The organism is Romboutsia sedimentorum (assembly GCF_030131845.1).
GTDB lineage: Bacteria > Bacillota > Clostridia > Peptostreptococcales > Peptostreptococcaceae > Romboutsia_D > Romboutsia_D sedimentorum.
On the sequence record NZ_JASKYM010000001.1, the window covers coordinates 594,822 to 610,138 of the forward strand.

A 15,317-nucleotide genomic window follows, 5' to 3' on the forward strand; every position below is an offset into this window, starting at 1 on the left:
GGGAATTGTATGCAGAAAGGTTGATTTTATGAAACCAATTGGTATGAAAGAAAATATTTTATTAACTGCTACAGAGTTAATAACAAAAAATGGTATTAAAAATACTAGTTTAGCAGATATTGCAAAAGCTGTAGATATAAGTAAAGGTACTCTTTATTATCACTATTCTTCAAAGGATGATTTAATATGTGATATTGCTAATATGCATTTAGAAATCATCACTAATACTGTTTTAGATTGTGTTCAAGGTGTTGAATCTAAAAATCCAAAAGATCAAATGATAAATCTTATCCTAAAAAATATATCTTCTATTGAAGATCGTGGCCGTGTACATATGTATATTCTTTGTGAAGCAATAACTGGAAATGATACTTTAAAGGAGCAAATAAAAATCAAATACGTTGAGTGGCGAGAAACTCTTAAAAATGAGATTTTGAAAAGTGGAACAAAGGATTCAGAATCACTTTCATTTTTATTAGTATCTATTGTCGATGGGTTAGTTGTCCAGGGTTTATTTAAAACTGAAAAAATACCATTTGAGAATATTGCTAATTTTTTAGTTAACCACTGGTGTTAATTTTAAATAGCCATCAAACTATTTTGTAAATTAGTCTGATGGCTATTTTTAAATTTATAATCTAATAAAAAATACATTAAGTCTTTAATTAGTCTTCAAATATAGTATTTTCAGTTTTCCATTGTAACAATTTTATATACAACCAAAATCCATATATACCAAGAGTTATGATAGTTAATATCCACCATTTAATATAATGTAGAAATAAACTAGAGCCACTACCAACAAAGTTTAACCTTCTACCTTCTATAACAGTATTTTCAGCTTCCCATTTATATTTTATACACATACCCCACGGTGCAGCTATCCCAAAAGTAACAAAAGTTATTGCCCAAGCTAATATATTAACTCCTATAAGACCTAATAAACTACCTTCAAATCTTGATTTCATATTGTTCTCCTCCTATTTATGTCAGTGCTTATATTAGATATTATATTGTATTTTCAAATCAAAGTATATAAACTGAGACTTAATTAAATCTTAAATAAACCTTAAATCTAATATTATAAAATTATTTCAATCACTGTACCTTTTCCAATTTCGCTACTTATATTTATCTCACCATAATGTGCACTTACAATTTCTTTTGCTATAGCCATTCCAAGCCCTGATCCTTTATGAGCTTCACCTGTATTAGTGCCCCTATAGTATCTTTCAAATATGTATTTTAATTCAGCTTCACTTATACCTTCTCCATTATCAGAAATTAGTATATGTACTTTTTCTTTTTGAAAAACGCTAACAGATATGCTTGTTTTTTCACTATTGTGAACCAATGCATTATATATAAGATTATTTATCACTCTTCTTATAAGAGTTTTATCTATATTGACCATTATAGATGGCTTACTTTCCTTAAATTCGATATCTCTTTCACTATATTTAGGATCATTAAATATATCTATAACGCAATCTTTCACTATATTTACAATATTCGCTTCTTCTTTATTGATTGATGATTTGTTATTTTTCAATTTCATTGTTAAGTTTAAATCATCTACTAATTCTTTTATATAATCAGCTTTTTTATTAATTATACTAGCATAATTTTTTATCTCTTCTGATGAGAAATCATAATCCTCTTCTAAAACTTCTGCATATCCTTTTATAGAAGATAGTGGTGTTTTTATATCATGAGAAATATTTGCAATCCAATCTTCTCTCATTTGTTCTACTTTTTTTCTTTCCATTTCATTATTTTTTAATCTATCAGATAAATTATTTAGTTTACCAAATACCTTAGCGTATATTCCATTTTCTTTATAATAAACATCATAATTACCACTAGATAAATCATCAACTCCGCTTATAATTTTTTTAACTGGTTTTGTAAGTCCCTTACTAAATATATATCCAAATATAATAGCTACAATAAAGTCCATAACAATTATAGTAATGATAGCATATTTTATAAGATTTTTCATAACATCCGTTTCTGTTATAAATATAAACTTTTGCAATGCTCTCATAGGAAATCCTATTAAATAGGTGTAATTATTATCATCTAAAGTTTTGTCTCCTACTAATATTTGAGAACCACCTCCAAAGCCACTAGCATATTTATAACCATTTATAAGTTCTATTGGAGTGTGCTTTTCTTTAATATCTTTTGGCTTATTATAACTATATACTTCTTTGGAATTTTCATCTAAAATCTGTATCCACAACTTATTTTTGTCTAAATATTCTTTTCCTTTATTCTGTATTTGTAAATCTTTATTTTCATCAATTTGTATATATTGCTTAAACTCTCTCACATAATATTCAGCAACATAATTTCCACCGAACTCGTTCTGTGCGCTAATACTATCATTAAACATCAAAGCAAATACTACTACTATATTTAATATAACTACTAAAGTCGCTACTATAGCTATACTTAAAACATATCTTAAGGTTAATTTCCACTTCATCTTCATAATTACTCATCCTTAAATATTAATTTATAACCTAATCCTTTTACATTTACAATATATTTAGGCTTAGACGGGTTTTCTTCTATTTTTTCTCTAAGTCTTCTTATATGAACCATTATAGTATTGTCAAAACCTATAAAATCCTCTCCCCAAACTTCATCGCAAAATTTTTCTTTACTTATTATTTGATTTTTATGTTTCATCATATATAAAAACATTTTGTATTCCTTTGGTTTTAAATCTATTATTATTCCATTTTTTCTTACTTCAATCTTTTGTTCATCTATTTCAAATGGTCCAAATTTTATTTTAGTTTCTTGATTTTCTTTATTAATATCATTTACCATCATATTTCTTCTAAGTTGAATTTTAACTCTTAAAGCAACTTCTCTTGGACTAAATGGCTTTGTTATATAATCATCCCCACCTATAGCAAGTCCCATTAATCTGTCTAACTCCTCCCCCTTTGCTGACAAAAATAATATTGGTATATTAGAAGTTTTTCTTATTGTCTTACATATGTCATAACCTTCCATATCAGGTAGCATTACATCAAGTATTGCCAACTCAGGATTTTCCTCTTTAAATATTTCTATTGCCATTTTTCCAGTTTCAGCAGTATATATATTTTCAAATCCTTCTTTTTTTAATACCATTTTTAATAAATCTAAAATCTCAACTTCATCATCTACTATAAGTATTTTACTTTTTTTTATGTTAACGTTCATAATAGCCTCCCATTTATTATCTTTATAACTTAGTATACCAAAAAAAGGCTATTTCAAAATATAATAATTTTATAATCAAGTTTAGAAAAGAACTTTTTTTAGTTCAATAACTAAATTAAATAAAAACTATATTTTAAAATGCCCTATTTATATTATCTTTCTTTTAAAAATGATTTTTTAGCTAAGTTATAAAATATTACTAACCCTAATGCTACAACAATACCAAATACTATCCATGTACTTATAGGAGCTTTATATCTTACAAGCTGCGCACTATACATTCCCCATAAAGGTGTATTTGTAAATATCTTAGTGTTTGAAACCCAGTTTGCTAATAGATATGGAGCTCCCATTAAAAGACCACCAAATATAAACGGTATCGCAGCTCCCTTACTTATAGATGATAAAAACAATCCTAAACCTGCAAATAAGAATGAACCCAATATTATAGTTAAGATAATTATTAATAACATTTGTAATACACTTATATCTACTCCACTATTTCCAAAATACCATAAACTCTTTAATTTTAAATTTAGTCCTTCAAATTTGAATTTCATCATAGCTTTTGCTACCATTAAAAATAAAATTGATAAATTTATTATACTAGCAGATATACCATTAGCTATAAACTTTCCTAAAACTAATTGTTTTTTCCCATTTTTACTAGCCTTTATAAGACCATCCATATTAGAATTATATTCTAATACAAAACTTCCTGCAAACATGCTAAACATAGCAAGTCCCATTATCGGTGCCAATCCATAATATTTAGAAAATATGTCTGCATAAACATCATTTAAACTAAACGTAGTGCGTATTGAACTATATGCTAAAAATAATCCTAATGCCCAAAGTATAAATACCCCTGGCTTAAAGCTTTTCTTAATTTCCCATTTTATAACTGAAAACATGATTATACCTCCCTCGCATCTTCTAAGTCAAAGTAAAACATATATACATCTTCAAATCTTTGTTTTGTTATCTCTATATTTTCATAATTTGGTTTATTTTCACTTATAAATCTTATACTTGTGTCTTCTATCCCTCTATTTATGTTTACTACTTTATAATTTTTTTGAATTTCATTTACAATACTTTCATCAGTTGTAGTTACTGTATATACCTTACCAGCCATATCTTCAAGTATTTGTTTATGTGTCCCTTGAAGTAAAACTTTACCGTCCTTTATCATTATAGTTTCTTTTGCAACAGATTCTATATCAGATATTATATGTGTTGAAAGTATAACTATAGTGTCCTTACCTATTTGAGATAGAAGGTTTCTAAATCTAGTTCTTTCCTGTGGATCAAGTCCTGCTGTTGGCTCATCTAATATAAGAACTTTTGGATTATTTAAAAGAGCTTGGGCAATACCTACTCTTCTTTTCATTCCTCCTGAGAATTTTGAAACTAGTTTATTTGAAACTTCAGATAACCCAACTAACTTTAAAAGTTCATCAACTCTTTTTTTACTTGTATTTTTGTCCATTCCCTTAAGAGCTGCCATATACATTAAGAAATCCTTAGCTTTAAAATTTTTGTATGCGTCAAAGTCTTGTGGAAGATATCCAACTAACTCTCTATAATTTTCATCTAAGCTTTGTATATCTTTATTGTTATATAATATTTTTCCACTTGAAGGCTTTGTTATAGTTGCCATTTGTTTCATTAAAGTTGACTTACCTGCACCATTTGGACCTAAAAGCCCATATACGCCACTTTCTAATTTCAAGTCTATATTTTCATTAGCATTTTTATGCTTATATGTTTTAGTTACATTTTTTAATTCTAATACATTCATTTTTATTTCCTCCTAATAGTCCTTTATATAAATTTTTATTTTATTTAGTTAAAACTTTTTTAATACAATAAACATTTCCGAGTATTGAAACTAATATTATTGCTACATAGCCGATTATACATAAACTAGATATGTCAAATGACTTTGATAAAATATTTATAGTCCCATTGTAAAATCCACTAATTTTACTCATTCCTATCATTACATCTACATAATTTCCTAAACTTACTAACGTTAACACTGTAGATGGTAAAAACTTAAACATTGGTAATATTTTTCCAATAGCTATAAATCCAACAGACATCCCTATAGATTTAACTGAGTTATTACTTACGAATGAACATAATAGAGATACTATTGATATTCCAGTTAACATTAATGTAGATGTTATCATTTTGCTTATAACGTATTGGTTTATTGTCATATTTTTAATTAATATTGCTATATCAGATATTCTATAAGCTTGCAAGTTTCCATTTAAGGGCTGACCATATTGAATATAGGTTATTAAAGATGTACCTCCAATATATATACCATATAGTACTATAGGTAGAAATATTGCTATTGCTAACTTTGAATATAGTACTTTTTCTTTGCTTTTAGACGATAATATAATACTTGAAACATTAGATAATTGCTCTTCTATATATAAATTTGAAGATATCATAACAATTATTATTGTCATTATAACAATCGATAGTCCAAAATCCATTCTATGAGATAAGACCTTATAAAAATTAACATCCTGGTATTTAACCCCATTATCTAATTTAAGTTTTTCCTTTGACATTTCACTTACTTCTTTATCAAGTGATATAGATTTAGACAAACTACTTATCTCATCTATCTTACTTTTTAATTTTTCATTTGCAATTACTTCTTTACTTCTTTGATCTACGAAATATTCATTTTTACTTTCGTTAAAATATTCATTTTGTGTCTCTAGCATTGGCTTCATAAAACTTATTTGTAAAAATAGTATTATCATTAAAACTAGTGCTATTATATTACTTTTTTCTTTTATAATTTTTTTAAGTTCCCATTTAATCATTTTTTATGCTCCTTTCTCTTTATCATGATATTAGTATATAACTCCAAGTTTAACTTATTATAAACTTAACCTTAAATAAACCTTAAATAAAAAAAATCATAAAAAATCTGTAGATAACTTGATCTAAAGTTTTTTATATTTCTATTGTACTTTCATCTATATATCTAAAATCTTTTCTTTTTTCTTTTAAATCATTAACCAGTTTTATTAATGTTAAATCTTTTTGTTTTGCTTCTATCATAACATCAAAATCTTTATCTACATTTTGTTTAACGAAATCTAAAAATTCTATAAATGCATCTACATCTATATAGTCTGAATGTTTTCTATCATTTTCAAATTCTCTAGGACTAGAAAAATGTATTTTAGGAGGTAAGCTTTCGTTTTTCCATGTATCAAAAATTCTTCCTAATAAATCTTTTAAATCCTCACCTTCATTATTACAATTATAATGATGAACATCTAAAACCATCGGCAAATTAGTTGCCTCACATATTTCTAACACTTCTTTAGCTGTAAAGCTTTTATCATCATTTTCAAGTATTAATCTATTTTTAATACGACTTGGAAATTTTTCTAGATTATCTATAAATCTTTTTATAGATTGTTCTTTTCCACCTCTCGCACCACCAATATGAATTACCATCTTTCCATCTTCATAATTCATATCTTCAAATATATCAACTTGAATATTTAAATTTCTTATAGTGTTTTTTACTACATTTTCCTTATCACTATTTATTACATTAAACTGATCAGGATGGGCATCTATCCTAATATTGTTTTCTTTTATTATTTTACCAATATATTTAAAATCATCTTTAAAATATTTTCTAAAATCCCACATTACATCTGGATGTGTAGCTAACGGTATTAAATTTGATGTTAATCTATAAAAGTGTAAATTATTTTCAATATTATAGTTTAATATCTGCTCTAATGCTTTTATATTTGAATATGTTACTATTTCTAATTTTTTTAATCTTTCTTCTTCACTATTTATATTTATGTATCTTTTAAAAGTTACTGTACTTGATGAAGTTACTTTTTCTAAATTTAGTGCTATTGCTACATATCCTAGTCTTACTTTCATTTTATTTTCTCCTTAATGTTTTATAATCATATTTTTACTTTTATTAAGCTTTGCTATTCTTTAATTATCTAAATACGCTTAAATATAATTTTATACTTAATATTCTTATTTGTATAATATTTAATATTAACATTTCATATATATGAACATGCTTGTTTTTAAGTATTTACTTTAACTTACGGGAGATGAATTTATGCAAAAAACTATAAAACGAAAAAAATTAATAATAAATGCATTGATTTTAACTTTAACTACTGTAACTCTTGGATTTATAAACACATCTTTTAGAGTTTATTTATCTAATAAAATTGGGGCTGAAGGTATAGGCCTATATCAATTAATAATGAGTATACATATAATGACTTCTACGTTTGCAATCTCTGGTATTAGAGTAACTACTACACGCTTGATTGCAGAGGAACTTGGACGGGGAAACTCTCAAAGAATAAAAAGTATTATGAAAAAGGCATTTATATACAGCTTGTTTTTCTCTGTATTAACTGCCCTAGCTCTATATGAAGGTGCTGAATTTATAAGTATGAACTGGTTAGAAGACAGTCGAGCTATTATACCGCTTAAAATACTATCTTGTAGCTTACCTTTTGTTGGTATGGGAGCATGTTTTCATGGTTATTTTTATGGTATGAGAAAAGTTGTAAAAAGTATTACCTCAGATATTATTGAGGTTTCTACTTTAATGATAATTATAGCAGCGTTTATAAGTATATATTTACCTAAAGGTCTTGATTATACTTGTGCTTTGATAGCAGTTGCTATATCACTTGCTATAATCGCTTCAACAGTATTTTGCTATATACTTTACAAGTTTGAAAAGAAAAATATTAATAAAAATGCTTGTTGTAAAAGTTCATCTTATTCTTTAACTACTGTTTCTAAAATAGCATTTCCTATAGCTTGCAGTGCTTATATTCAAACAGGACTTAAAACAGTTGAAGATATCCTTATACCGGGTGCTCTTAGACAATTTGGTGCATCATCATCATCTTCTTTAGCTACATTTGGTATGATTAAAGGTATGGTACTTCCTATATTATATTTTCCATCAATATTTTTAGCTTCATTTTCAACACTTATAATTCCCGAAATATCAGAAGCTAAGGCACTTAACCAAACTAAAAGAGTAAATAATATTATAGGGAAGGTTTTTAAATTCACTTTATTAATTGCTATATTTGCATCTGGGTTGTTTATGATATTTTCTAATGAATTAGGCTTAGCTATATATCATGATAGCGAGGTAGGATTTATGATAAAAATACTAGCTCCTCTTATACCATTTATGTATTTAGATAGAGTTGTTGATGGAAGTTTAAATGCACTTGATCAGCAAATGAGTACCTTAAGATACAACTTAATTGACATGGGTGTTAGAATATTTTTAATATTATTTTTGATACCTAAAAATGGTGTAACAGGATTTATTATAGTATTATTTGTTGGTACTTTACTAAATTCACTTCTTAGTATAAATAGGTTATTAAAAGTTACTAAATTAGAATTTTTATTATTTGACTGGCTATTAAAGCCTATGCTTTGTGTAGCTTTATCTGGCTATTTTATAAAGTTAAGTTTTGATTATCTTCAAATTACTACTATGATTGTATCTCAAGTTCTTTTAGTCGTTTTATTTTATTTTGTCCTACTTATTATTGTAGGCTGTATTAAAAGAAATGATATTATGTGGTTTTTAGATGCGTTTAAAAATGATATTAAATCTGATAAACTAAGTGATTTAGGATTATTTAAACGTTTTTAATTAAATTTTTAATATAAATATAAAAAAGAGCTAATCTCATTTTTGAGATAGCTCCTTTTTACATTTTTAATTTATATTTTCTAAGAATTTAACTATATTTTTATATGTTATATTCATTTGTTTTTCACTAGTTATTATAGCTTCATTGTCCCCTCTTTGAAGTCCATAGTCTCCAAATTGAGAATGATTCGCCCCTTCTACTTCTACATACGTTGTGCTTTCAGGTAATTTTTCTCTTGATTTAATAAGATCTTTAAAGTTAACTACTCCATCTTTACTTCCCCATATAGATAACACTTCTTTGCCCATTTTTTTTAAATCGTCATTCATAGGATAAGATGCTAAAAGAACTACTCCATCTACCATATTGTTTTTAGATGCAAAATCTGATGCTGCAACACCTCCTAAAGAGTGTCCACCTACTACCCAATGTGTTATATCACGGTAGTCATTCATAACCTTTTCAGCATCATTTTTGCCAAGTAACGGTATATTAAGAGGTGATTCAATTATTACAACTTCATAGCCTTTTTCAGCTATTTTTTCACAAAATGGTGCATATACCTCTGGTTCTACTTTAGCACCTGGATATAATATAAATCCTTTTGTAGCTTCTACATTTTTTGGTGTAAACGATATGTAATCATTTATTTTAACGTCTACATTTTTATTACTTACCAATGCAGCCTTTGCAGTTTCTTTTGGTGAATACGTTTGAGTTAACCATATGAAAGTTCCTAATACAGCTATTACAGCACTTATACCTATTCCTAATAATAACTTTCTCTTTATATTCGATTTCTTCTCATTTTTGTCATTAATTTCTTCTAATTTATCAACAAATAACGGTCTTTGAAGTTCCATTGTTATACTAAAAGTATCCTGCTCTGCATTTTCCTTTACATCTATATCTTCACCCATATATTACCTCCGTCACTTTAAAATACTATTATAGTTTATCATATTTGAGGTAATTTTTCACTAAAGTAAATGTTTTAAATTTTTTATTTTATGCAAGTATTTTTTCATTTTTTTATTTAAAACATTTAAACTATATAGGTTATTTGTTAAATGTTTTTGTTTTTTTATGAAATGTTCTTGATTATGATCTTTGTAGATTTGATTTATTTGTAGTAATTTTTCTTCGATTAATACTGGAATCAGTAATAAATTTTTTATTTTATAAGAATTGTTTTTTCTTTTTGAATACATATTGACTTCTGTAATGATTTCTTTATTAACTTTATGATACATATCTAATAAGTATTTATGTCTTTTTTGTATATTGTAATGAAGTATAAACTTATTTATTAATATAATAATGCTATAAATCTGTTTATAAATCCTAGTATTAATATAAACATAATCTTCTTTGATAATATTAATTTTTTCATATGTATCCTCCTTTTGAAGTTTCTAATATACTAATATTATCATATTTAAATTTTTGTTCAAATTTACCATAATTCGTATATATACCAATATTATTCTCACCTTTCAAATTATATAAATATATACCAATAGTATTTGATTTATTTATTTATTTTTCATTTTATTTAATATGCAAACAAACTTTTTTTAATTTAACAAGTTTTTAATTTATTAAATTTTAACATAAAAATAAATTACTAAAGTTTTATCAACACTTAGTAATCTATTTTTATTTACTCTATTTAATTATTTACTCTTAATTTGATAATTTAAAATCCATTATTTCTTTGTAAAAAACTTAATTCCCTCTTTTATAGATCTATCCATTTCTATAGAGAAGTCTGCACTTGTCTTTCTATTATATATTAATTCACCAAAACTATTTACGTTAAACGGATTTGTCTTAGGCATATTTTCTTCTTTGTTTTTAAACATTTCTTTTAACTCATCTTCATCTAATTTCTTATATTTTTCATCAAATACAACATGTTCTTTGTCAAACCTATCTCTATATACTCTTTTCATATTTTCTGGGTAGTATCCAAGAGTTATCATAGCAGCTGGAAAAGTATAATCAGGTAAATTCAAAAGCGTTTTATGTTCTTCATAATTTTCCATTATATCCCCTATGTAACAACTTCCTATATCTAGGCTTTCTGCTGCTAACACTGCATTTTGACAAGCTATTAAAGAATCATTTATTGATAACATAAAATCATTCATTCCTAAAGGCTTTATATTTTCAATATTACATACTTTAAAGTAATCACACCATTTTTGCATATCTGCTAAAAATATAAGAATAACCGAAGCTTTTTTTATAAATGGCTGATTATCACAAGTTATACTTAGCTTTTCTTTTGTTTTTTCATCACTTATTTTTATGATAGAATACATCATCATATTTCCTGCAGTAGGTGCTTTTATAGCACTTTCTAAAATTATATCTAGATGCTCTTTACTTATTTCTTTTTCTTGATATTTTCTTAGTGATACTCTGTTGTTTATAGCTTTTATAATATCATTCATCCTAATCCCCCTTTTACCTATAATAGTATAGAATATTTTATGTATATGTCTATCTATTTTTATATGTAAAGCAATGAAGGAATTTGAAATAAAATATAGAAAATATATAAGTTATAGTAAAAACAAACTTAAGAGTTTAAAATTATTATTTAATAAAAGGAGCATACTTATGAAAACTAATTACAAAGTTGCATATGATAAGGAATGGGAAAAATTAAAAGAAAAAAATCCCAAAGATATTGTAGATAAATTAGATGTATTATATTGTAGCGATAAAAAGCAATTTACAGTTACATTTTTAAATGAAGAATATATTCTAGACTATAATTATGAAACTATATACAAAAAGGATAGTAAAGTTCCTTTAAATATAGGTGCATCTATAATGATACTTAACTACCTAACATTTTCAAACACATATATCAATACATCTAATAAGTGGGTAAGTCTAAAAGAAATACCAAATGGTGGTGCATTATTTTATCCAGCTTTTTACAAAAGTTCAATACTAGAGCTTATTAATAAATTTGGTTCTAATTGTGAGAGTTTTTCACAATGTTCAAATAAAATAGGAGGTATACCTGCAGGTTTTGCAGATAAATCCTTTGTTTTTAAAGTACTTCCTAAAATTTCAATTTGCATAGCTGTTTGGGAAGGCGATGATGAAATATCACCTAATTGCACTATATTATTTGATCATTCTATACAGTATCTAGTTCATATTGAAACAGTAATAGCACTTGGAGGATATTTAGCAGATACATTAATCAATATGAATTTATAGAAAAGTTTTATATAAATCATTACATATTAAAAGAGTATCTTAAAATCATTTTAAGATACTCTTTGCTTTAAATTATTTTTGGAAATCTACTACTACCTCTTTTTCTAAAGTAACAGTAGTTTTACTTAATGTTGTATGTGATATAACATTACCTTTTCTTATTGAGTAGTAAACTGGAACTTGCCTTCTTAGCGCATCATATCCGCTCTGTGCTGGCAATATTATTAAGTTTCCTGGCTTTAATCTCTAGACCATTAGGGAATGATATTATTCCATCTTCTATTATTTTATTTTTTTAGTAATTCTTCTATATCACTTTTTATTTTTAACGGTGATACTGTAGGTGCATATCTTTTTATCACATTTCCATTGTCATCTATTAAAAATTTAGTAAAATTCCATTTTATTTCTTTTCCTAATATTGATTTAGACTGCTCTTTTAAGTATTTATATAATGGATGAGCATTTTCTCCATTTACATCTATTTTTTCAAACATATTAAAAGTAACTCCATAATTTAATTGACAAAATTGATGTATCTCATCATTACTCCCTGAATCCTGTTTTGCAAATTGATTACAAGGAAAACCTAATATTTCAAATCCTCTATCTTTATATTCTTGGTAAAGTATTTCTAAATCTTTAAATTGAGGAGTTAGTCCACATTTACTAGCAGTATTTACTACTAAAACTACTTTACCGCTATACTCTTTCATGCTTACTTCTTGTGTATTCATTTTTTTTGCTGAAAATTGATAAAAATTCATATATATTATCCTCTCATGGTTACTGTTATTTTTTATATACTCTTATATATACCTCTATTATATAGTTTCTAATCTTATTTTTTATTTATTTCTAAAAAAGTATTACCAATGTATAGGCAATACTTTTTATACTTTAATACTTAAGTGCTTCAAGTATCTCTTTATTTATGTTTTCAGATAAATTTTTAGATAAGTTTCTTTTTAATAAGTGCTTGTATTTTATACCATTTGTTTGAAAGTATTTCTTTATCAATGGAAGTCTGTCTTTAGGATCATTCATAACCTTATATGCAACTAACCAGTCTTCAAGTGAAGTTAAGTTGACTTTTATTTGATCTATTATTACAGTATCTACAATAGCATCTTCATCTAAAATAAAATTATATATATTTTCATTGCATAATGCTATTTTAAACCCACCCATAAACTCTACTTCTGTATCATCTACTATGTATCCAAAAAATTCCTCCGTTCTGAATGGTTCTTTAGATGGTGAATTTCTACTTGTACCTATTTTATTCATAATATCTTTTATTTTACTTGCGTCTTTGGGGTCTATTAATATATCTATATCGTTTGGCTTTTCTACTAAGCCATTAAAATATAATAATACTGAGCTACCAACTGCCCAAGTACAATTATATTCATTTAATAACTTTGCTACTTTTTTTAATACATCTAAATTCATATTGTTTTATCCTTTCATAATGTTTCTATATATTTAAATCAATATTTTATAATGACTATCTTAATATTATAACATTTTGATTACTATTTTTATTCACGCAAAAAAAGCCCCTAACAAAAAGGCTATTTTTAAACTTCACAAATACTATATTTTATAAAATATAATATTTGTCTTATTCTTTATATTTAAAATTTAGAAGCCTTAAATATATCTCACACCATCCTTTTTATATTTCATATAGTATATAATAATACCATATTATGTAATTTACATATTATATTTTGACTGAAAGGTATGAATTTATGACTGAAATAACATATATCACTAAAGTTATCTTTTATTTAGCCCTAGACCAAATTAAATTTTAATATTTATATAAAAGGAGGATAAGTATGAAATTATGGAATAAAAATTTTTTTCTACTATGGCAAGGTCAATTAGTATCTGTTTTTGGAGATGCTCTATATTCGATGGCTTTAGGATTTTGGGTACTTCAAGAAACTGGTTCAACAGCAATCATGGGGAGTATAATGGCTTTAGTTACAATCCCTAGGATAATATTAGGTCCTTTTGCTGGAGTTATAGTAGATAAATCTGATAGGAAAAAATTAATTGTTTTAGGAGATATCGTAAGGGGTGTTAGCATGTTACTTCTTGCTTTTGCAGCAATAGGTGGTTTTCTAAAAGTTTGGATGGTAATGTTGATGGGAATTATACTTGGAATATGTTCCTCCTTTTTTAATCCTTCAATACAATCTGTACTTCCAGAATTAGTGCCTAAAGAAAAATTAATTAAGGCTAATTCATCTTATCAAATGGCTACTACTGGTGCAGATATAATCGGCCAGTCTATTGGTGGTTTTGTATATACCATACTTGGTGCCCCTTTGATGTTTTTAATTAATGGAATATCCTATTTATTTTCAGCTTTTACTGAAGGGTTTATTCAAATTCCTAAAATTGAAAGAAAAAATATAAACGTTACTTTTAAAGAGGATTTTATGGACGGTCTTAGGTTTATTCTAAAGTTTAAAGGGTTGGTAAGAAGTCTAATAATGGCTTTCTTTATAAACTTTCTATTTGGAATGATACGAGTATTAATCATACCTTGGTTTTTATCTGATCCGTCTCTAGGAATGACTAAATATGGTTTATTAAGTGGATTTCAAAGTTTCGGATTTTTAATAGGAACGCTTATCTTATCTTTTATTAATATTAATCCAAATCATAAATATAAAATATATCTTTCTTCAATATTCATATTTATGTCCTTTATAGGACTAGGTGCATTTATGAATAACTTTATAGTTATAATTTTATGTTTTACTGTTGCATTTGCCTTTATGTTTATATTTAATACCATGGCAAATTCAACTATAATGCTAGTAACACCTTCAGATAAAAGAGGAAAGGTTTTTGCTACTATTGGTACTTTGGCTATGGCGATTTCTCCTATAGGGAATTTTGTTGGCGGCGTATTAGGTGAATTTATGAATCCTAGGACTCTAATAATATCAAGCACTCTATTAGGAATTATTATTATATGTAGCATTGTTGTAAATAAAGATGTAAAAAAGTTTTTAAATTATATTCCTGAAGAAACAAATAATAATTGCTAAATTTATGTAGATAAAACAAATTAAAATATATTTTTATATTCCCGCAAACGTG

16 protein-coding genes are annotated in these 15,317 nt (G+C 25.9%); 4 read left to right on the forward strand and 12 right to left on the reverse strand.

Translation table 11 applies throughout. The features are described from left to right. Positions 1 to 28 precede the first annotated feature (28 nt). Positions 29 to 577 (forward strand): TetR/AcrR family transcriptional regulator, encoded by a 549-nt coding sequence (locus tag QOZ84_RS03150; RefSeq protein WP_284131507.1) that lies wholly within the window; start codon positions 29 to 31, stop codon positions 575 to 577. A gap of 88 nt (positions 578 to 665) precedes the next feature. Here QOZ84_RS03150 and QOZ84_RS03155 read toward each other — a convergent pair whose 3' ends face one another. The 7 genes from QOZ84_RS03155 to uvsE form a co-directional block, all read right to left on the reverse strand. Continuing rightward, on the reverse strand, positions 666 to 968 hold the full coding sequence (locus QOZ84_RS03155; RefSeq protein ID WP_284131508.1) for a YjgN family protein: 303 nt from the start codon (positions 966 to 968) through the stop codon (positions 666 to 668). Between the two features lie 113 nt (positions 969 to 1,081). Next, positions 1,082 to 2,497, reverse strand: coding sequence for a sensor histidine kinase (locus QOZ84_RS03160; protein WP_284131509.1), 1,416 nt, complete (start codon positions 2,495 to 2,497; stop codon positions 1,082 to 1,084). Between the two features lie 2 nt (positions 2,498 to 2,499). Further along, the gene (locus QOZ84_RS03165) at positions 2,500 to 3,222 is read right to left on the reverse strand and encodes a response regulator transcription factor (RefSeq protein WP_331496505.1); all 723 of its coding nucleotides are present in this window, start codon (positions 3,220 to 3,222) and stop codon (positions 2,500 to 2,502) included. 152 nt (positions 3,223 to 3,374) lie between these two features. Next, positions 3,375 to 4,136 carry a hypothetical protein gene (locus tag QOZ84_RS03170; protein WP_284131510.1) on the reverse strand — a complete coding sequence of 254 codons (762 nt, stop codon included), beginning with the start codon at positions 4,134 to 4,136 and terminating at the stop codon, positions 3,375 to 3,377. A gap of 2 nt (positions 4,137 to 4,138) precedes the next feature. After that, complete coding sequence (locus QOZ84_RS03175; protein ID WP_284131511.1) at positions 4,139 to 5,026, reverse strand: ABC transporter ATP-binding protein; 888 nt, start codon at positions 5,024 to 5,026, stop codon at positions 4,139 to 4,141. 40 nt (positions 5,027 to 5,066) lie between these two features. Continuing rightward, positions 5,067 to 6,077: a hypothetical protein gene (locus QOZ84_RS03180; protein ID WP_284131512.1), complete on the reverse strand. Its 1,011-nt coding sequence runs from the start codon at positions 6,075 to 6,077 to the stop codon at positions 5,067 to 5,069. Positions 6,078 to 6,210: 133 nt separating this feature from the next. Continuing rightward, positions 6,211 to 7,170 carry a UV DNA damage repair endonuclease UvsE gene (gene uvsE, locus QOZ84_RS03185; RefSeq protein WP_284131513.1) on the reverse strand — a complete coding sequence of 320 codons (960 nt, stop codon included), beginning with the start codon at positions 7,168 to 7,170 and terminating at the stop codon, positions 6,211 to 6,213. A 193-nt stretch (positions 7,171 to 7,363) separates the two neighbouring features. Between uvsE and QOZ84_RS03190 the strand changes: the two genes are divergently transcribed. Next, positions 7,364 to 8,947, forward strand: a complete 1,584-nt coding sequence (locus QOZ84_RS03190; protein ID WP_284131514.1) for an oligosaccharide flippase family protein — start codon at positions 7,364 to 7,366, stop codon at positions 8,945 to 8,947. A gap of 66 nt (positions 8,948 to 9,013) precedes the next feature. On the opposite strand, the gene QOZ84_RS03195 is transcribed toward QOZ84_RS03190, so the two are convergent. Both QOZ84_RS03195 and QOZ84_RS03200 read right to left on the reverse strand, forming a co-directional pair. After that, a complete protein-coding gene (locus QOZ84_RS03195) occupies positions 9,014 to 9,868 on the reverse strand; it encodes an alpha/beta hydrolase (protein ID WP_284131515.1) in 855 nt (284 codons plus the stop codon). A gap of 789 nt (positions 9,869 to 10,657) precedes the next feature. After that, complete coding sequence (locus QOZ84_RS03200; protein ID WP_284131516.1) at positions 10,658 to 11,407, reverse strand: nitroreductase family protein; 750 nt, start codon at positions 11,405 to 11,407, stop codon at positions 10,658 to 10,660. Between the two features lie 169 nt (positions 11,408 to 11,576). Between QOZ84_RS03200 and QOZ84_RS03205 the strand changes: the two genes are divergently transcribed. Further along, positions 11,577 to 12,191, forward strand: a complete 615-nt coding sequence (locus tag QOZ84_RS03205) for a DUF3786 domain-containing protein (RefSeq protein WP_284131517.1) — start codon at positions 11,577 to 11,579, stop codon at positions 12,189 to 12,191. Positions 12,192 to 12,263: 72 nt separating this feature from the next. On the opposite strand, the gene QOZ84_RS03210 is transcribed toward QOZ84_RS03205, so the two are convergent. The 3 genes from QOZ84_RS03210 to QOZ84_RS03220 form a co-directional block, all read right to left on the reverse strand. Then, positions 12,264 to 12,410, reverse strand: coding sequence for a hypothetical protein (locus QOZ84_RS03210; protein ID WP_284131518.1), 147 nt, complete (start codon positions 12,408 to 12,410; stop codon positions 12,264 to 12,266). A gap of 68 nt (positions 12,411 to 12,478) precedes the next feature. Next, on the reverse strand, positions 12,479 to 12,958 hold the full coding sequence (locus QOZ84_RS03215) for a glutathione peroxidase (RefSeq protein ID WP_284131519.1): 480 nt from the start codon (positions 12,956 to 12,958) through the stop codon (positions 12,479 to 12,481). A 133-nt stretch (positions 12,959 to 13,091) separates the two neighbouring features. After that, complete coding sequence (locus QOZ84_RS03220; RefSeq protein ID WP_284131520.1) at positions 13,092 to 13,646, reverse strand: nucleotidyltransferase family protein; 555 nt, start codon at positions 13,644 to 13,646, stop codon at positions 13,092 to 13,094. A 392-nt stretch (positions 13,647 to 14,038) separates the two neighbouring features. Between QOZ84_RS03220 and QOZ84_RS03225 the strand changes: the two genes are divergently transcribed. Next, a complete protein-coding gene (locus QOZ84_RS03225; protein WP_284131521.1) occupies positions 14,039 to 15,265 on the forward strand; it encodes an MFS transporter in 1,227 nt (408 codons plus the stop codon). Positions 15,266 to 15,317 lie beyond the last annotated feature (52 nt).